We start from the raw sequence: 18320 nt of genomic DNA on the forward strand, positions 1-18320 counted from the left end.
AGTCCGGCTTGCCTGTTGTAAAAATGTAAGCCAATGATAAAAACACAAGGAGGTTCCTTCTCATGACAGACCAGGAAATGATGAATCAGCTTGAGAGCATGAAAGAGGCCATGCTGAACGGCTTCGCGGCGTTGACTGAGAAGATTGACAGTGTCGAGCAGCGCATGACCGAGAAGATTGATGATGTTGAACAGCGCATGACCGAGAAAATCGACGGCGTTGAGCAGCGTATGACTGACCGGCAGAACCAGTTCGAGGAGCATATGCTGGAAGAGTTCCGCAAGGTGATGGAGACCATGGACGCCAGATTCTCCCAGCAGGACCAGAAGCTGGCGGAGTCCATCCACGAGGTCAAGGTCTACATGGAGCTGGCTGTGGGCAACCGGGTCAGCGCCCTGTATGAGGGCTATGAGATCGAGCACTCCCACCGGGTGGGCCTGGAACGGGACTCCCGGTGGATGCAGCGGCAGCTTGAGGACATTCGGACGCGCCTGAGCCTGCTGGAAAACAAAGAAACCGCCTGAGCGGCCAACCTCTGAATTTTATTTCAGGAAAGGAACAAAAACCATGTCATTTTTTAAAAAGAAGCCCGACTATATTAACGCCGACGGCGAGCCTGTGGTCAAGCGGGGCATTCCCAGGTTCATCCCCCTTATTATTGTCATTGTGGCTGTGCTGGCCTTTTCCTCCTCCTGTTTCACAGTGGTCAGCGCCGGGCATACAGGGGTGGTATCCACCTTCGGCAAAGTCAGCGAGAATGTGCTGCAGGAGGGCTTTCATGTAAAGCTGCCCTGGCAGAGGGTCACGAAAATGGACAACCGCATTGTCAAGCTGGAGGTCTCCACCGAGGCCTTCAGCTCAGACCTGCAGACCGTCAATGTCAACCTGGCGGTAAACTACCGGGTGGACACTGCCAAGTCCTATTCTATTGTGAAAAACGTGGGCACCAACTACGAGAGCGTGCTGATGACCCCTGCGGTGAACGAGGTGATGAAGTCTATTATGGCCCAGTACACCGCCGAGCAGAGCATTACCAACCGGAACATCATCTCCTCCGCTTTGCTGGACGAGCTCAACAACAAGCTTTCCGACAGCGGCATCTATGTGTCGGACATCAACATCATTGACTTTGACTTCTCCGACGTGTATGTGCAGGCCATTGAGGCCAAGCAGGTGGCCGAGCAGGAGAAGCTGCGGGCCAAAATCGAGCAGGACCAGCTGACCATGGAAAAGGAGGCGGAAGCCTCCCGCCGGGTGATTGACGCGGAGGCCGCCGCAGAGGTGGCCCGCATTGAGGCCGAAGCCGCTGCCTATGCCGGCGAGAAAGAGGCTGTGGCCAACGAAAAAATCGCCGCCTCCCTGACCCAGCCCCTGATCGACTACTACAAAATTCAGAAGTGGAACGGCCAGCTGCCCACTGTCACCGGCGCGGACACCATCATCCGCATGGACAATGTGGGGGCCACGCCTGCGCCTCAGAACGGGGAATAATCTTCTCTGAGAACAAAAACCAAACGAAAGGGTGATACCCATGTCCATGACGCTCAACCGCCAGCTGCCCCTGCCCGCTGATCTAAAAGCCCAATACCCCCTCTCTCCTGCCATTCAAGCCATGAAGACCAGGCGGGACCAGGAGATCCGGGCCGTGTTTGAGGGGAAGTCGGACCAGTTCATTGTCATCATCGGCCCCTGCTCTGCTGACAACGAGGACGCAGTGCTGGACTATGTCCACCGCCTGGCAGAGCTCAACGAGGCGGTGAAGGACCGGCTGGTGCTCATCCCTCGGGTGTACACCAACAAGCCCCGCACCACTGGCCAGGGCTATAAGGGTATGCTCCACCAGCCCTCTCCCGACAAGGCCCCGGACCTGTTGGAGGGCATTATTGCCATCCGGCGGATGCACATCCGGGTGATGGAGGAGTGCGGCCTTACTGCTGCCGACGAGATGCTCTACCCCGAAAACCGCAGCTACCTGGACGATGTGCTGTGCTATGAGGCAGTGGGGGCCCGGTCCGTGGAGAACCAGCAGCACCGCCTCACCGCCAGCGGCATGGACATTCCCGTGGGCATGAAGAACCCCACCAGCGGCGACCTGTCCGTTATGCTCAACTCCATTCAGGCGGCTCAGAGCTCCCACAATTTCCTTTACCGGGGCTGGGACGCCACTACGGCAGGCAACCCGCTGGCCCACGCCATTCTTCGGGGCGGGGTGGACAAGTACGGCACCTGTGTGCCCAACTACCACTATGAGGACCTGAAACGCCTCTCAGAGCTTTACGGAGAGCGGGACCTAAAGAACCCGGCCGTGATTGTAGACGTGAACCACTCCAATTCAGATAAAAAGTATAAGGAGCAGGTGCGCATTGTCAGCGAGGTGCTCCACAGCCGGAGCTACAGCCCGGAACTCCGCCGCCTGATCAAGGGCGTGATGATTGAGAGCTATTTGGAGGAGGGCTGTCAGCCCATTGAGGGAGAGCGGGTATACGGCAAGTCTATCACCGATCCCTGCCTGGGCTGGGCAGACACCCGAAGACTTATTCTGACCATGGCGGAGAGGGCCTGAGGCTTGGGTGTGCCGCCGGGAGGTCCCTCTTGCGATTCTATTGACAGAGAGAAGGAGAGCTTATGATACGAAACTCAGCCAAGGCGCTGATACTAAAGGACGGCAAGCTGCTGCTGAACAGCCATTTGACCAGTACAGGAGAACTCTACTACGATTTGCCCGGCGGCGGGCAGAACCCCTATGAGACTATGGAGGAGGCAGTGGTCCGGGAGGTACGGGAGGAGACCGGGCTTAGGGTAGAACCGGTGCGGTTTGCGGCGTTGTGCGAGGAGATCTTCACCAACGAGGACATGAGGCGGCGTTTTCCCCAATACTGCCACCGGTGCATGCACATCTTTCTGGTGAGGGTACTGCCCGGGCCGGTGGGGGAAAAGTCAGAGCCGGACTTTCAGCAGACCGGCAGCGCCTGGTTCACCCCCCAGGAGGCGGAAGCCCTGCCCCTGGTGCCCCTTCAGCTCCGGGGCCGGGTGGCCCAGGTGTTGAACGCCCCCGGGCCGGTATATCTGGGCAGCATCCGGCGGGACGAGGTTGTTATGTAGCCGGCAGGCCCTGGAGGGGGGCAACAGACCGTTGCTTTTCTTTTGGGGGCAAATGCGGTATGATATTGTCAATACCTGAAAAAAGCCATTCACCAAACCCGAAGGGAGCGCGCGCAAATGGAAACCAAAGACGTAATTGCAGAATTGAGAGGAAGACAGGGACTCTCCCAAAGCCAGCTGGCTGAGAAGGTGTTTGTCACCCGCCAGGCGGTCAGCCGCTGGGAGAACGGGGAAACCACCCCGGACATAGCGGCTCTGAAGCTGCTGTCTCAGCTGTTTGATGTGTCCATCAACACCCTGCTGGGCTCGCCCCGGCAGCTGGTTTGCCAGTGCTGCGGCATGCCCCTGGACGACGCCAGCATCAGCCGGGAGCCGGACGGGAGCTTTAACGAGGACTACTGCAAGTGGTGCTATACGGACGGCTCTTTTGTCTACAGCAGTATGGAGGAGCTGCTGGACTTTCTGGCGGACCACATGTCCAACCAGGAGTTTCCTCCCGAAAAGGCCCGGGAATACTTCTCTCAGCAGCTACCCCGGCTGGCCCACTGGGCCAAATAGTCAGAAAAAATGCCAAGCCCGCCCCGTTTGCAGCAGGGGGCGGGCTTTTTTATTTCTGCTTCACTTGGGTAGAAATTGGGAAGGCATTCTCTTTATGCTTGACTACGGCGAACCAGGCGATGGAGAAATACTATCCTCTTGTTTTCATTTCTTCCGATATTGTCAACGGAGGAAGCGTCTTTATCTGAATGGACAGCGCCCTTCGCTCTGTGTACTGGGACGGCCTCTGCCGCGCATTTTGGCTTTCTTCAGAGTTTTTTCCTGATTCCTGCTATTTCTGGTTGCACAAACCCCTGTTTTGCGGTAAAATGAATTTGTGAATTTTTTTTGAAGGAATCCGGGCAGCGGCGTTTTCTCTCCCGCCCGCCCAAGAAAGGATCGTGACGATTATGGAGCAATTCCCCAAGCGCCCGTTCAAAACCCATGGCGGCGCGCCGGTCCCCCACCACAAGAACACCTGGCAGGCCCAGTCCGCTGTGATGCCGCCGCCCGCCCGGGTGGTTCTGCCCATGCAGCAGCACATCGGCGCGCCCTGCGTACCCACTGTGAAAAAAGGCGACCATGTATATGTGGGCCAGGTGGTGGGTGACAGCGAGGCCTTTGTCAGCGCCCCCATTCACGCCTCTGTGTCAGGCACTGTGGCAGAGGTCACTCAGGTCATGCTCACCGGCGACCGGCCGGTAGACGCTGTTGTCATTGACTCGGACGGGCTGATGGAGCCGGACCCGGCCATTCAGCCCCCTGCCCCCATCACAGACAAAAAATCCCTGGCCGCAGCGGCCCGGGCCTCCGGGCTGGTGGGTCTGGGGGGCGCGGGCTTCCCGGCCCATGTGAAGCTGAATGTGCCCGAGGGCAAGAATATCGACACCCTCATCATCAACGTGGCCGAGTGCGAGCCCTATGTCACCAGCGACCACCGGGAGGCCCTGGAGAACGGCAAAAACGTTCTGGACGGCATCTATAAGGTGAAGGAGATTCTGGACGTGCACCGGGTGCTCATCGCGGTGGAGGACAACAAGCCTGACGTCATCCAGAAGCTCACAGAGATTGCGGACAACCCCCAGATGGACCCCAAGGACGAGGTGCGGGTGCTGGCCCTGAAAAGCCGCTACCCCCAGGGCGCGGAGAAGGTGCTGGTGCAGGCCTGCACCGGCCGCATGGTGCCTGCCGGGGCCCTGCCCGCCGATGTGGGCTGTCTGGTGATGAACATTGCCTCGGTGTCATTTTTGGCAAGCTATATGCGCACGGGCATGCCCCTCACCCAAAAGCGGGTGACCATTGACGGTTCGGCGGTGAAGAACCCCCAGAACGTAATCGTCCCCATTGGCACGCCCATTGACGATGTGATGGCGTTCTGCGGGGGCTACCGCTCAGAGCCGAAAAAGATGCTGATGGGCGGGCCCATGATGGGCATTGCCATCACTGGGGGCCAGCTGCCCATTCTGAAGCAGAACAACGCCATTCTGGCCTTTGATGAAAAAGTGGCCAGAATGTACGACACCACAGACTGCATTCGCTGCGGCAGGTGCGTGGCAGCCTGCCCCATGAACCTGATGCCCACCAAGCTGGAAAAAGCCGCCCAGAAAAAGGACGTGGAGGCCCTTTTGGAGCTGGACGTGATGACCTGCATGGAGTGCGGCTGCTGCGCCTTCTCCTGCCCGGCAGGGCGAAGACTGGTGCAGAGCATCCGCATGGGCAAGGCCTATGTCAGAAAAGCCAGCCAGAAGAAATGACACTTATCGCGGGCGATAGGCCCACCGGTAAAAACCGCCTCAGAAGCGCGACGTAAAAGTTTTTTGGAGTTCTTAGAACCTTTTTTACAAAAAAGGTTCTAAGCCGCCGGAGGCTATTCCGCGAATCCTTCCCAAAAAGAAAGGAATTGATAGAATGGACAAACTGATTGTGTCCTCCTCCCCCCACTTTAACGGGAGGAAGACCACCCAAAACATCATGCTGGACGTGATTATCGGGCTCTGTCCCGCAGCCATCGCGTCTGTGATTATCTTCGGGCCCCGAGCCCTGCTGGTGATTGCCGTGTGCATCCTCAGCTGCGTTGCCAGCGAGTACCTCTCCCGCAAGGCCATGAAACGCTCTCAGACCGTAGGAGACCTGAGCTGCATTGTCACCGGCCTGCTGCTGGCTTTGAACCTGCCTGTCACCATCAACCCCCTCATCGCCGCTTTTGGCGGCGTGGTGGCCATTGTGGTGGTCAAGCAGATGTTCGGCGGCATTGGGCAGAACTTTGTCAACCCTGCCCTCACCGCCCGCATTGTGCTGATGAACTCCTTCCCCGCCCGCATGACCCACTGGGTGGGAGCCTTTGACTACAGCGCCACTGCCGACGCGGTGACCACTGCCACCCCCCTTTCGGGGATGATGTATGTCTATTCCCCCAACAGCGCCCCGGATTACCAGCAACTGCTGCTGGGCGCCCACGGGGGCTGTCTGGGCGAGACCTGCGCCCTGGCCATCCTCATCGGCGGGCTGTATCTGATTGTGAGGAATGTGATCAGCCCTGTCATCCCTGTTACTTACCTGGCGACTGTGGCTGTGTTCTCCCTCATCCTGGGCCGGGACCCTCTGTTTGACCTGCTGGCCGGGGGCCTGATGCTGGGCGCGTTCTTTATGGCCACCGACTACACCACCAGCCCCCTGTACTTCTGGGCCCGGGTGATTTTCGCCATTGGCTGCGGCCTGCTGACTGTGATGATCCGGGAGTTCGGCTCTCTGCCCGAGGGGGTCAGCTACTCTATTGTACTTATGAACATTATCACCCCGCTCATTGAGCGCTATGTTAAGCCCAGGGCCTTCGGGTCCCCCAAGAAAAAGAAGAAGGAGGAGAACGCGGCATGAATTTGAAAGAGGTGTTAAAGCCTGCCGCCATCCTTTTTGTTATCTGTGTGGCAGTGTCGGCAGCGCTGGCAGGCACCAATATGCTGACAAAGGACCGCATCGCCCAGGCAGCGGCCCAAAAGGCTGAGGAGAGCCGCATGGTGGTGCTCCCCGGGGCAGAGAGCTTTGAGGAGAGCGGCGGCCACTATACCGGCAAAGACAGCAGCGGCCAGGCTGTAGGCTATGTGTTTGAGACCGAGTCCAAGGGCTATGGCGGCACTGTGAAGGTGATGACCGGCATCAGCACCGAGGGCAGCATTACCGGCGTTATCGTGCTCAGCCACAGCGAGACCCCCGGCCTGGGGGCCAACGCGGAAAAGGCGGAGTTTCGGGACCAGTACCAGCAGCCGGTGGCCAACCTGACCGGGGGCATTCAGGTCGTGAAGTTCCAGGCCCCTAAAGAGGGGGAGATCCAGGCCATGACCGGGGCCACCATCACCAGCACCGCTGTAACCAACGCGGTGAACGCTGCCATTGAACAGTATCAGAACGCATACGCTTCGGAAGGAGGCAACTGAGCATGGAAAAGAAAAAAGGCCTTTGGCATGAGTTCACCAAAGGCATTATTATAGAAAACCCCGTGCTGCGGCTGATGCTGGGCTGCTGCGCCACTCTGGCAGTCACCACAGCGGCCAGCAACGCCATTGGCATGGGCGCGGCCACCACCTTTGTGCTGGTGTGCTCTAACGCGGTCATCTCCCTTTTGCGTAACGTGATCCCCAACAAGGTGCGCATTCCGGCGTTTATCACAGTCATCGCAGGTTTTGTCACCATTGTGCAAATGTTCATCAAGGCCTTTTCCCCGGCGCTGGACACGGCTCTGGGCGTGTTTCTGCCGCTGATTGTGGTCAACTGCATTATTCTGGGCCGGGCGGAGATGTTCGCCAGCAAGAATAAAATTCTGCCCGCCATCATCGACGGCCTGGGCATGGGTGTGGGCTTTACCGCCGCCATGCTGGCTATGGGCATCATCCGTGAGCTGCTGGGGGCCGGGACTGTGTTCGGCCTGCCCATTCTCTCCGGGTTCATGGAGCCCATCATCATTTTCCTGCTGCCTCCGGGGGGCTTCTTTGTGTTTGGTATGCTCATCGCCCTGGCAGGCAAGCTGTCGAAGGAGGGCCGCGCCCCTGAGAGCATGGGCTGCGCCCACTGCCCCTTAGCGGCCTCCTGCACAAAGGCGGCGGAAAAGGACTGCAAGAAAGGAGACGCTGAATAATGGACGCGCAAACCATTCGTTCCTTGGTGGCCATTTTTCTGGCCGCTATTCTCACCGAAAACTATGTGCTGAATAAATTTTTGGGCATCTGCCCCTTTCTGGGGGTGTCAAAAAAGCTGGACACCGCCTTTGGCATGAGCTGTGCGGTAACTGTGGTCATGGTAATTGCCACGGCAGTGACCTGGCCCATTTACATGTACATTCTGGTGCCCCAGGGGCTGGAGTATTTGCAGACGCTGGTGTTTATTCTGGTGATTGCCGCCCTGGTGCAGCTTTTGGAGACCGTGCTGCGCAAGTATATGCCCCCTCTGTACAATTCTCTGGGCATCTACCTGCCGCTGATCACCACCAACTGCGCGGTGCTGGGCGTGACCATGCTGGTGCTGGAAAAGGGCGCCGCTGACCCCAGCTTTGGCTATCTGCAGTCCCTGGTAAACGCCTTTGGCTCAGGGGTTGGCTTTTTGGTGGCCATGCTGCTGTTCGCCGGGGTGCGGGAGCGCCTGGAGGACTGCGACATCCCCGAGACCTTCCGGGGTCTGCCCATCACATTGGTGGCGGCAAGCCTGGTGGCAGTATCCTTTCTGGGCTTCAACGGCGTGGTGGACCGGCTGGCAGCGTAACGCTGCACCCAACTCGCGTTTCGCTCGCTTCGACTCGCTCCGTTTCTCGAAAACGGTACCGGCATAACGCGCAAAGAAAATGCTTTGGGGATGAAGAAGGAATCTGCCACGGCCCATGCCATGCCGCCCTGAAAATAGTGCTGGCCGAGATCTGACCGCGAAAGGTGAATTAAAACATGAACACATTACAAAAAAACGATTTGATGACAAGATGAGAAAGTATATTGCAATGGTCCTGGCCTTTCTCCTCCTCTGCCTGCCCCTTGGAGGCTGTGAAAGCCACGAGGATGAGAGCAGTAAGCCAAAAACCATGGCTGAGGCGCAAATTGAAAAAGCTCAGGCCAGCGCTGCGGCGCAGGAGCAGGAGAACGAAGCCAAAGACATCCTGCGGGTGGTGACGGATATTGACTGCCGCAGCAAAATGATGGGCAGGTCCTCCCAGGCCAGCCAAGGCAAGCAGATTTTCAGACCATACTCAAGCACTTTGGGGGCGTTCCCAGCGGCATGGAGGTAGAGCTGAACGTGCTGCCGATGGATGAGGGCGGGGCCTATGATTCCGAGCTGACCCACATCCGCACAGAGCTTGCCGCCGGGGCCGGGCCTGACGTGTTTCTGATGTCCGGCTTTGGATATGGTATCGACAGCTTTGAGGGAGAGACATATGTGCCAAAAAACACCCTCTTTCAAAATCCCGAGAGCGCCATGAAAAAGGGACTGTTCCTGCCTTTGGACGACTATATCGCAAACGCCCGGTTTATGGACTTTGACAAGCTGGACCCCACAGTTATGGCTGCCGGGCGCAATGACCAGGGCCAAGTAGTTCTGCCTATGTTCTACCAGCTGGACCAGGCGGTCCTTGCCAAAGAGGCGGACCCCGGAAGCCTGCCCGGCAGCTGGGACCAGGGCGTTGCAATGGCCGGACAGGACGAGTATATCTTGGAGGCATATGGCTTTGGCCTGCGGTTCACCCGTTTTCGGAATATGTGCTTTGGACAGGTGGCAGACAACCAGAAGGAAGAATTGCTCCTGGACCAGGAAACGTTCTTTCAACGCTGCAAGGAGGCGGTAAACCTGTATGCCCAGGCTGTCCCTCGTCTGAAAGAGGTCACAAGCGGGAGCTATGTGGATTCTCTGTCAAAAATGCTGGCTTTTGTGGGCAACTGGGCCGGGTATCCCTCTGTGGAGGATGCCGCTTTCACTTCCTTCGTGTTCCACAACGAGAAGGGCCAGATCAACGCCCCTATTGAGACCTGGTGCGCCGTCAACAAAAACACCAAGCACCCTGATGACGCTTTCTTCATTGTGGACTGCCTGCTGAGCAAGGACTTTCTCAGCCAAGAGGCTTTTTGGATTCCAACCGAAACCTACAAGTACAACTCTGACCAGATGACCTTCTTCTACATGGCAGGCGAGGGCTTGGTGCCGGTACATATGGGGCTTTTAAGCAATCCCAAGGGCCGGTACAAATATATTGAAACCCTGGGCGGCTCCCAGCGCGAACTGCTGAAGGAAGCCCGGGAGAGCATTGGCTACGCCTACTATACCAGCAATGTAGACCGTGAGATCGACCGGATGATGGCAGAGCTGATAACACGGGTATACGATGGCGAAGCTCTCACGGATGAGGACATCCGCAAGGCCTGTGACAAGTGCTACACCACCCTAAAAATGATGCTGGCGGAAAGTTAGCTTTTTTACTTACAAACCCTGGGGATAAGCCCAGAAAGGAACGTGACAGCAATGGAAATTGTAACACCTATTATGATTGTGGGCGTCATCGGCCTGTTGGCCGGTGTGGTGCTGGCGGTGGCCTCCATCGTCATGGCTGTGCCCAAGGACGAGAAGGCCGAGGCCCTTGAGGCTGTTCTGCCCGGGGCCAACTGCGGAGCCTGCGGCTACTCAGGCTGTCCCGGCTATGCGGCGGCTATGGCCAAGGGCGAGGCTGCGCCCGGCCTGTGCTCTCCCGGCGGGGCGGACGTGGCCGCCAAATGCGGGAAAATCCTGGGCTCCGGCGCAGTGGAGATGGAGCGCAGGGCCGCTTTTGTCCACTGCATGGGCAGCGCCGACAATACCACCGAAAAAATGGAGTATGACGGCCTGGAAAGCTGCACTGCCGCCTCTCTTCTGAACGGCGGGGCTTCCAGCTGCCGGTTCGGCTGTCTGGGGCTTGGCGACTGCCTGGCCGCCTGCGGCTATGGAGCCATTGCGCTGTGCAACGGCGTAGCGGTTATTGACCCGGACAAATGCGTAGCCTGCGGCAAGTGTACCGCCGCCTGCCCTAAGGGGCTTATTCATCTGGCCCCGGTGAAGACAATGGCTGTGGTGCGGTGTTCCAGCTGCGACAAGGGCAAGGCCACCATGCAGGCCTGCAAGGTAGGCTGTATTGGCTGCATGAAGTGCCAGAAGACCTGCGAGGCCGGAGCCATTACTGTGAAGAACGGCCTGGCTGTGGTGGACCCTGCCAAGTGCACGGGCTGCGGCAAATGCGCCGAGGCCTGCCCCCGGCATGTGATTACGATGGAGAGGGCATAAAGAGCCAAGCCGCTCCTTTCTCAAGAAGCCGACCTAAAAATCAGCCGGCTCTCCCACATTGCGGGAGGCCCAAGTGGAGCGTCCCGGTCCCTCCAGAAGGCAAAGCCTGCGGAGACTGGGATGCCCTTCCCTTCGTCAAGCCGGCGCCTTACAATATTATTAACACGCAGGAGGAAATCTTTATGAACAAAAACGCCTTTTGTCCCACCCCGCCCATGGGGTGGAACAGCTACGACTACTACGGCACCGCTGTCACCGAGGAACAGGTAAAGGCCAACGCCAGGGCCATGGCCGAAAAACTCAAGCCCTTTGGCTGGGAGTATGTGGTCATTGACATCTCCTGGTACGCCCACGGGGCAGACGGCACAGACCAGAACTATTTCTACCTGCCCTTCAACACCGCCGAGCTGGACGAGTACGCCCGCCTGCAGCCAGACCCGGCCCGGTTCCCCAGCGCGGCAGGAGGCCAGGGCTTCAAGCCCCTGGCAGACTATATCCACAGCCTGGGGCTGAAGTTCGGCATCCACATCATGCGGGGCATTCACCGGCAGGCGGCCCACCAGCACCTGAAAATCATGGGCACAGACACCACCGCCGACCATATCGCCGAGCCCAACAATGTCTGCCGCTGGAACCCCTACATGTACGGCGTCAGAAACACCCCCGAGGGTCAGGCCTATTATGACTCCATCATCCAGCAGTACGCGGACTGGGGCGTGGACTTCATCAAGTGCGACGACATCTGCAACACCGACAACCTGAACGACCACACCGAGCTGGGCTATGCCCGCAAGCATGAGATCGAGATGCTCAGCAGCGCCATTCAAAAGGCCGGCCGGCCCATTGTGCTGTCCCTGTCCCCCGGGCCGGCTATTATCCAAAAGTCCTGGCACTACGCAAAGCACGCGAATATGTGGCGCATTTCTGACGATTTCTGGGATGAGTGGCCGCTGCTCAAGGATATGTTCCCCCGGTGCGAGATCTGGCAGGACCATGTAAAGGCGGGCTGCTACCCGGACTGCGACATGCTCCCTGTGGGCCGGCTGGGCGGCGGCTTTGGCCGGGAGCGGGCCACGGGCTTCACCAGGGACGAGCAGCGCACCATGATGAACCTGTGGTGCCTGTTCGGTTCGCCCCTGATGGTAGGCGCAGAGCTGTCTCTGCTGGACGACTGGACCCTGTCCCTGCTCACCAACCAGAAGGTGCTGGCTATGCTCACCCCGGACTGCCGGCCGGACCAGATTCACCGCACAGAGGATGAGGCGGTATGGGTGGCGGAGAACCAAAAGACCGGCGAGCGGTATCTGGGGCTGTTCAACCTCTCTGACCAGGAGCGGGAGGTTGCCATGGACTTTGGAGACCTGTGGCCGGAGACCGCCCAGGGAGAGGAGCTGTGGAGCGGCGAAGCTGTCCCGGTGGCAGAGAGCCGCCTTGCCGCCCGGCTGGCCCCCCATGCCAGCGCCGTGTACCGGCTGAGCTGAAGAACACAAACCCGCCATACAGCAATATGGTGCTGTGATTAACCTGTGTCAGGAGGTCCTGCCTGTGCTGATCCACAATTTTCTTACCGCGCCTAAAAAGCCCGAGCCCATTCACGGGGGCGACGGCCTCTGCCCCCATGCCACGGTTTTCTCCGGCAGTGAGATCAACGCCCCTGTGCAGTTCATCAACTACACGGTTCTTCCCCCTGGGGCCAGCTTTGGCCTGCATACCCATGGCAATGACAACGAGTTCTATGTGGTGCTGGCCGGCGAGGGCGTCTACCAGCAGGAGGGCCAGGAGCAGACTGTCAAAAAGGGGGATATTATGATGAACGCCCCCTTTGCCGCCCACGGCATCCGCAACACGGGCAGCGCGGACCTGGAGCTGCTGGTGTTTGAGGTCACAATGGGAGAGCGATAATTTTTCCTGGTATTCCGGCTTTTCGGTTGATTTTTCGCCGGGTTTGCGGTATGATATGCACAAGCCCTTTATTATGGCAAATTATGGAGGAATTTCCAATGAACAACATTCCAGAAGTCAAAATCGGCGTTGTGGCCGTGTCCCGGGACTGCTTCCCCGAGTCCCTCTCCGTCAACCGCCGCAAGGCCCTGATGGAGGCCTTTGCCGCCCAATACGGCGCGGAGGCGGCCAGCGTCTACGAGTGCCCCATCTGCATTGTGGAGAGCGAAATCCACATGGTCCAGGCCCTGGAGGATGTGAAGAAAAGCGGCTGCAACGCTTTGGTGGTGTATCTGGGCAATTTCGGCCCCGAAATTTCTGAGACTCTGCTGGCCAAGCACTTCGACGGCCCCGCCATGTTCATTGCCGCCGCCGAGGAGAGCGGCGACAACCTGGTGGGCGGCCGGGGCGACGCCTACTGCGGTATGCTCAACGCCAGCTACAACCTGAAGCTCCGGGAGATCAAGGCCTACATCCCCGAGAACCCGGTGGGCGACGCTGCTGACTGCGCCCGGATGATCCACGAGTTCATTCCCATCGCCCGGGCTCTGGTGGGCCTCAATAGCCTGAAAATCATCAGCTTCGGCCCCCGGCCCCTCAACTTCCTGGCCTGCAACGCGCCCATCAAGCGTCTGTATGACCTGGGGGTGGAGATTGAGGAGAACTCCGAGCTGGACCTGTTCGAGGCCTTCCACAAGCATGACGGCGACCCCCGTATTCCGGAGGTAAAGGCCGACATGGAGAAGGAGCTGGGCGAAGGCAATAAGAAGCCCGAGATTCTGGAAAAGCTGGCCCAGTATGAGCTCACTCTGCTGGACTGGGTGGAGGAGCACCGGGGCTACCGGCAGTATGTGGCCCTCACCAGCAAATGCTGGCCCGCCTTCCAGACTCAGTTTGGCTTTGTGCCCTGCTATGTAAACTCCCGCCTCACCGGCAAGGGCATTCCCGTGTCCTGCGAGGTGGACATCTATGGCACCCTCTCCGAGTTCATCGGCGCCTGTGTCAGCAATGACATTGTGACCCTGCTGGACATCAACAACACGGTGCCCAAGGACATGTATCAGGCTGACATTGAGGGCAAGTTCCCCTATCAGTTCAGCGACACCTTTATGGGCTTCCACTGCGGCAACACCTGCTCCTCCAAGCTGTGCAGCCCCACCATGAAGTACCAGATGATTATGGCCCGCAGCCTCCCCGAGGAGGTCACCCAGGGCACCCTGGAGGGCGATATTGTCCCCGGCGACATCACCTTCTTCCGGCTTCAGAGCACTGCCGACTGCCAGCTGCGGGCCTATGTGGCCCAGGGCGAGGTGCTGCCCGTGGCCACCCGCTCCTTTGGGGGCATCGGCGTGTTTGCCATCCCGGAGATGGGCCGGTTCTACCGCCATGTGCTCATTGAGAAAAACTACCCCCATCACGGCGCGGTAGCCTTCGGGCATCACGGCAAGGCCCTGTTCGAGGTGTTCAAGTTCCTGGGCGTCTCTGACATTGGCTTTAACCAGCCCAAGAATATGCTCTACCCCAGCGAGAACCCCTTTGCGTAAGGCTGTCGGAACAAGGGAGCTGGCCGCAAAACGGCCGGCTCCTTTTTGTTGTGGAAGCAGCGTCCCATTCAGCCTGACCGGCAGGTAAACCGGCGGAAATTCCCAGAATACCCCAGCGGCCCTGCGCATACATATAGAACACCGAAAGAAGGTGTCCTGTATGTCAAACAATGTGATAGACGACCGCGCTACCAAGCTGGGGGAATTCATTGTGGAAAACAACGCCACCGTCCGCCGGGCCGCCAAGCAGTTTGGGATCAGCAAGAGTACGGTACATAAAGACGTATCCCAGCGGCTGAAATATATCGACCGGGGGCTGTATCGGGATGTGAAGAATGTGCTGGCGGTGAACAAGGCCCAGCGGCATATCCGGGGGGGCCTTGCCACCAAAAAGAAATATGAGTCCCTGAAATAGGGCCGCGCCTGGAAATGTACGGAAAAAGGAAAATGAGAACAGCCCTGCCCGGCCTCTGTTACCAGGAGGCGGGCAGGGCTGTTCTTTATTCATCAGGACTGGCTGGGACTCAGTCCATTCCAACGATGTTCTGGCAGAATGCCTTAAGGATGACAGCCATCTGGGCCCGGTTGGTCGTGCCCTTGGGCATCAGCCTGCCGCCGGAGCCTCCCAGCAGCTCCGCCCCCACCGCCCACTGCAGGGCGGGCCGGGCATAGCCGGAGATGCTTCCGCTGTCTTCAAAGCCGGTCAGGCTGTCATAGTCGTTTACATCATAGCCCTTGAAGCGGGCATAGTTCCGAAGAATAAGGGCAAAGTCCTGGCGGGTGACCCGGTCGTTGGGGCCAAATCGCCCGTCGCCATAGCCGCTGACAATGCCATTCAGCGAGGCCCAGCGGACCGGGTCATAATAGTAGCCGCCCTTCACGTCAGGGTAATGGATGGTATTGTCCACAGATGGCTTGCCGTCCAGGCTGTAGAGAATGGTGACCACCTGGCCCCGGGTGACGGGCTTATTGGGCTCAAACCGCCCTGTGCCTGTGTCGCCCATCAGGCCCCGGTCTGCCACATATTCCACCGCGCCGGTATACCAGCTGTTGACAGGCACATCCGGGAAAGCCGGGACGGGAGTAGGGTTGGGCGCAGGCGTAGAATCCCCCGGCTCAGGGCTGAAGGTGGGATCAGGCACAGGGTCCGGCGTGGGCTCTGATGTGGGCTCGGGCGTAGGCTCCAACGTGGGCTCGGGTGTGGGCTCTGATGTGGGCTCAGGCGTAGGCTCCGGCGTGGGCTCTGATGTGGGTTCGGGCGTAGGCTCCGGCGTGGGCTCTGGCGTAGGCTCCGGGGCGGCGTCATCCGGGTAGCGGGTGAGCATATAGTCCGCGTTGTTTACCTCTTCCGCAGTAAGACTCCGTCCCCAGTAGACCACCTGCTGATTGTCGTACATGCCCCAATAGGTAAGGTTGCCCTCTGCAAGCACCACCGTGTCCTCTGTCTTATCGGTGACGATGACGCTGTGGGTATCGCCATTGATGCGCAGAATGTCGCCAATCTTCACCTGGTCAAAGCGGACAGGCCGGACCACTCTGGCGGGCAGGCTGCCAAAGGCGGCGTCGCTGAGCAAAAACGCAAGGCCGGCGCAGCCGTAGCCTCCGGAGTAGATCCCGCCCTTCCAGGCATAGTAATCGGCGTTGGACCAGGGCGTCCCGGTAGGATACTGGGGCTGCATAGCCATAATGCGCTCCTGGACCTCCTGCTGGGTGGGCGCGCCGACGGCAAGGGCCCCGGCGGGAAGCGCGGCCACCACCAGGCACAGAGCCAGCAGAATGGAAAGAACTCGTTTCATTTTCGTCGACCTCCTGAATGGATGATATGCTTGCTCCGTCCCGGTTGCAAAGGGGACGGCAGTGCGCTATAATAGGGAGAGCTATCCGTCCACATGCTTTTGAATAGCCCGGAAGCTCTCCTCGCTGATCACATGCTCAATGCGGCAGGCGTCCTCTGCGGCCAGCTCCGGGTCCACCCCCAGCGAGGTGAGCCAGCGGGTGAACAGCAGGTGGCGTTCGTAAACGCCCTCGGCAATTTGCTGCCCCTGGGGGGTCAGGGAGATGAGCCCGTCCCTGTCCACAGTAATGTGGCCCCGCTCCCGCAGGTGCTTCATGGCCACGCTGACACTGGGCTTGCTGAACTCCATCTCGGCGGCAATGTCCACAGAGCGCACATAGCCCCGCCGCTGCTGAAGAATGAGGATGGTTTCCAGATAATTTTCGGCGGATTCCTGAATTTTTTTCACAGAAATTGCAGCTCCTCTCGAAAACACGTTATATATAATTATATAACCCCAGAGAAAAAAAATCAAGCCCCGGGACAGACAATGAGAGCGTTCAAACGGTTTTTACGGTTCCCTTCGGTAAGGAGGACAAGGTCACAGACAACCCTGGGCGCTCTTGCCTTGGGGTCGTTAGTCTGACATTGTCTCAGCAAGGTCTGACGTTCGCCTCGTGAAGTTTGACATTCGCTTCACAAAGCCACCCATGCCATGTAGGAGAACCCCGCAATTTCCTCCCAACCAACCGGCCCCTCCATTGTCCCGCCAGTAAAAAATAAGACGCAAGCCTATGGACCCTATCACCCCTCAGGAGGCCTCTATGTCAAACACCTTCTTCGCCACCCTCATCCCCGGCGCCGAGGAGCTGGCCGCTGCCATTCTCCGCCAGCGTCTGCCCGACCTGGTTCTTCAGAGCAGCTTTTCCGGCGCCCTTGTCTTTTCTACCGCCGTGCCCTACAGCGACCTGAACCTGTTCTGCTTCCACAACATTTTCCGGGTCCTTTTCCGCGCCCCCGCGCCCCCCAGTCCTGCTGGCCTGGAAAAATTCCTCCGCGCCCTCCCCGCCGCTTCCATAGACTGGCCCCCCAAGAGCCGGGGAAAGGCCAGAACCTTCCGGCTGGTGGTCTCCTGCAAAAATCAGCTGGTCTCTGTGTCAAAGGCCGCAAAGACTGGGGCGGAGAAGCTGATTGCCGCCCGAACCGGCCTGCGCCTGGACCGGAGCCTGCCTGACCAGGAGTTCTGGGCCCTGGTGCGGGACAACGGGCAGGCCTGGTTCCTGCAGCGGCTCAGCCGCCACCGGGCCTATGACAAGGTGCTGCACCCGGGCGAGCTCCACCCAGAGCTGGCGTATATGATGTGCTGGCTCACCGCACCCAAGCCCACCGATGTGGTGGCGGACCCCTTCTGCGGCTATGGAGCCATCCCTCTGCAGCGCTGCAAGCGTTTCCCCTTTGCCCGCATGTATGCCAGCGACAATGCCCCCGCCCCCCTGGCCGTCACCCGGGAGAAGCTGGGGAACCGTCCCCATGTGGACATAGCGGAAAGGGACGCCCTTACCCTCTCCCGAACCCTGCCCGAGGCCCTGGACGCGGTGATCACCGACCCGCCCTGGGGGCTCTACGAGCAGGTGGGCATGGAGCTGGGGGAATTCTACCGGCTGCTGCTGCAAGAGCTTGCCCGGGCCCTGAAGCCAGGCGGCAGGGCCGTGGTGCTCACTGCCGCTAAGGAGGAGCTTCTTTCTGCCGCTGAGGCTGTGCCCCAGCTGACCTTAAATGCCCGGTACAACCTGCTGGTCTCAGGCAAAAAGGCAGGGCTGTTTCTGCTGAACCGGTGAAGCTTACAGGACTGTAAGACCCTGACAGGGATTCTAAAGAATTCCCGTAAGGAGTTCGTAAGAAAGCGCTGTTATCATGATGTCAGTAAACAACAAGGGAGCGATAACAGTGAAAAAAACCGTCAGCAAAAAGAGATTTGCTATTCTGGCTGTGCGCAATGTGTTTTTAACCCTTTTTACCCTGTGCCTGCTGGCAGGCGGCTGGGTGGCCCTGCGGGGCTACTGGCTGTATACCGCCGCCCTGGAAAACCTGCCCACCAGCCAGGCCGCCCGGGAGATTCGGAGCCAGGATGGCTTTACCCC

General features: G+C 58.9%; 20 protein-coding genes and 1 pseudogene. 19 read left to right on the forward strand and 2 right to left on the reverse strand.

The genetic code is table 11. The features are described 5' to 3' along the window. Window positions 1–62 precede the first annotated feature (62 nt). The 17 genes from ACTO5E_RS02945 to ACTO5E_RS03025 all read left to right on the forward strand — a co-directional run bounded on the left by ACTO5E_RS02945 (window position 63) and on the right by ACTO5E_RS03025 (window position 14820). Complete coding sequence (locus ACTO5E_RS02945; protein ID WP_482301442.1) at window positions 63–524, forward strand: hypothetical protein; 462 nt, start codon at window positions 63–65, stop codon at window positions 522–524. Window positions 525–567: 43 nt separating this feature from the next. Next, the gene (locus ACTO5E_RS02950) at window positions 568–1491 is read left to right on the forward strand and encodes a prohibitin family protein (RefSeq protein WP_482301444.1); all 924 of its coding nucleotides are present in this window, start codon (window positions 568–570) and stop codon (window positions 1489–1491) included. Window positions 1492–1531: 40 nt separating this feature from the next. Then, a complete protein-coding gene (locus tag ACTO5E_RS02955) occupies window positions 1532–2563 on the forward strand; it encodes a 3-deoxy-7-phosphoheptulonate synthase (protein WP_482301446.1) in 1032 nt (343 codons plus the stop codon). A gap of 62 nt (window positions 2564–2625) precedes the next feature. Continuing rightward, complete coding sequence (locus ACTO5E_RS02960; protein WP_482301448.1) at window positions 2626–3102, forward strand: NUDIX domain-containing protein; 477 nt, start codon at window positions 2626–2628, stop codon at window positions 3100–3102. Window positions 3103–3219: 117 nt separating this feature from the next. Continuing rightward, window positions 3220–3660, forward strand: coding sequence for a zinc ribbon domain-containing protein (locus tag ACTO5E_RS02965; protein WP_482301450.1), 441 nt, complete (start codon window positions 3220–3222; stop codon window positions 3658–3660). A 389-nt stretch (window positions 3661–4049) separates the two neighbouring features. Beyond that, entirely contained in the window at window positions 4050–5393 is a 1344-nt protein-coding gene (gene rsxC / locus ACTO5E_RS02970; RefSeq protein WP_482301452.1) for an electron transport complex subunit RsxC, read from the forward strand. A gap of 154 nt (window positions 5394–5547) precedes the next feature. After that, a complete protein-coding gene (locus ACTO5E_RS02975; RefSeq protein WP_482301453.1) occupies window positions 5548–6513 on the forward strand; it encodes an RnfABCDGE type electron transport complex subunit D in 966 nt (321 codons plus the stop codon). Continuing rightward, a complete protein-coding gene (locus tag ACTO5E_RS02980; RefSeq protein WP_482301455.1) occupies window positions 6510–7070 on the forward strand; it encodes an RnfABCDGE type electron transport complex subunit G in 561 nt (186 codons plus the stop codon). The genes ACTO5E_RS02975 and ACTO5E_RS02980 overlap by 4 nt, the downstream gene beginning before the upstream one ends. Window positions 7071–7072: 2 nt before the next feature. Then, the gene (locus ACTO5E_RS02985; RefSeq protein ID WP_482301457.1) at window positions 7073–7768 is read left to right on the forward strand and encodes an RnfABCDGE type electron transport complex subunit E; all 696 of its coding nucleotides are present in this window, start codon (window positions 7073–7075) and stop codon (window positions 7766–7768) included. Next, a complete protein-coding gene (locus ACTO5E_RS02990; protein ID WP_482301458.1) occupies window positions 7768–8388 on the forward strand; it encodes an electron transport complex protein RnfA in 621 nt (206 codons plus the stop codon). Before ACTO5E_RS02985 ends, ACTO5E_RS02990 begins: the two co-directional genes overlap by 1 nt. A 115-nt stretch (window positions 8389–8503) precedes the next feature. Then, complete coding sequence (locus ACTO5E_RS02995) at window positions 8504–8902, forward strand: hypothetical protein (RefSeq protein WP_482301459.1); 399 nt, start codon at window positions 8504–8506, stop codon at window positions 8900–8902. Further along, window positions 8893–10077: a type 2 periplasmic-binding domain-containing protein gene (locus tag ACTO5E_RS03000; RefSeq protein WP_482301460.1), complete on the forward strand. Its 1185-nt coding sequence runs from the start codon at window positions 8893–8895 to the stop codon at window positions 10075–10077. The genes ACTO5E_RS02995 and ACTO5E_RS03000 overlap by 10 nt, the downstream gene beginning before the upstream one ends. Before the next feature lie 51 nt (window positions 10078–10128). Next, complete coding sequence (locus ACTO5E_RS03005; protein WP_482301462.1) at window positions 10129–10920, forward strand: RnfABCDGE type electron transport complex subunit B; 792 nt, start codon at window positions 10129–10131, stop codon at window positions 10918–10920. Between the two features lie 182 nt (window positions 10921–11102). Continuing rightward, on the forward strand, window positions 11103–12401 hold the full coding sequence (locus ACTO5E_RS03010) for a glycoside hydrolase family 27 protein (RefSeq protein WP_482301464.1): 1299 nt from the start codon (window positions 11103–11105) through the stop codon (window positions 12399–12401). A 64-nt stretch (window positions 12402–12465) separates the two neighbouring features. After that, window positions 12466–12822 (forward strand): cupin domain-containing protein, encoded by a 357-nt coding sequence (locus ACTO5E_RS03015; protein ID WP_482301465.1) that lies wholly within the window; start codon window positions 12466–12468, stop codon window positions 12820–12822. Between the two features lie 98 nt (window positions 12823–12920). Then, window positions 12921–14405 carry an L-fucose/L-arabinose isomerase family protein gene (locus ACTO5E_RS03020; RefSeq protein ID WP_482301467.1) on the forward strand — a complete coding sequence of 495 codons (1485 nt, stop codon included), beginning with the start codon at window positions 12921–12923 and terminating at the stop codon, window positions 14403–14405. 160 nt (window positions 14406–14565) lie between these two features. Then, window positions 14566–14820: a sporulation transcriptional regulator SpoIIID gene (locus ACTO5E_RS03025; RefSeq protein ID WP_482301468.1), complete on the forward strand. Its 255-nt coding sequence runs from the start codon at window positions 14566–14568 to the stop codon at window positions 14818–14820. Between the two features lie 109 nt (window positions 14821–14929). Here ACTO5E_RS03025 and ACTO5E_RS03030 read toward each other — a convergent pair whose 3' ends face one another. Continuing rightward, on the reverse strand, window positions 14930–16201 hold the full coding sequence (locus ACTO5E_RS03030) for an S-layer homology domain-containing protein (RefSeq protein WP_482301470.1): 1272 nt from the start codon (window positions 16199–16201) through the stop codon (window positions 14930–14932). An 81-nt stretch (window positions 16202–16282) separates the two neighbouring features. Then, the gene (locus tag ACTO5E_RS03035; protein WP_482301472.1) at window positions 16283–16648 is read right to left on the reverse strand and encodes a metal-dependent transcriptional regulator; all 366 of its coding nucleotides are present in this window, start codon (window positions 16646–16648) and stop codon (window positions 16283–16285) included. A 325-nt stretch (window positions 16649–16973) separates the two neighbouring features. Between ACTO5E_RS03035 and ACTO5E_RS03040 the strand changes: the two genes are divergently transcribed. Both ACTO5E_RS03040 and ACTO5E_RS03045 read left to right on the forward strand, forming a co-directional pair. Then, entirely contained in the window at window positions 16974–18017 is a 1044-nt protein-coding gene (locus ACTO5E_RS03040) for a THUMP domain-containing class I SAM-dependent methyltransferase (RefSeq protein WP_482301474.1), read from the forward strand. Window positions 18018–18093: 76 nt separating this feature from the next. Further along, a pseudogene (locus tag ACTO5E_RS03045) lies at window positions 18094–18320 on the forward strand (hypothetical protein); the annotation flags it as partial.

The sequence above is a fragment of the Acutalibacter sp. genome (genome assembly GCF_056800975.1).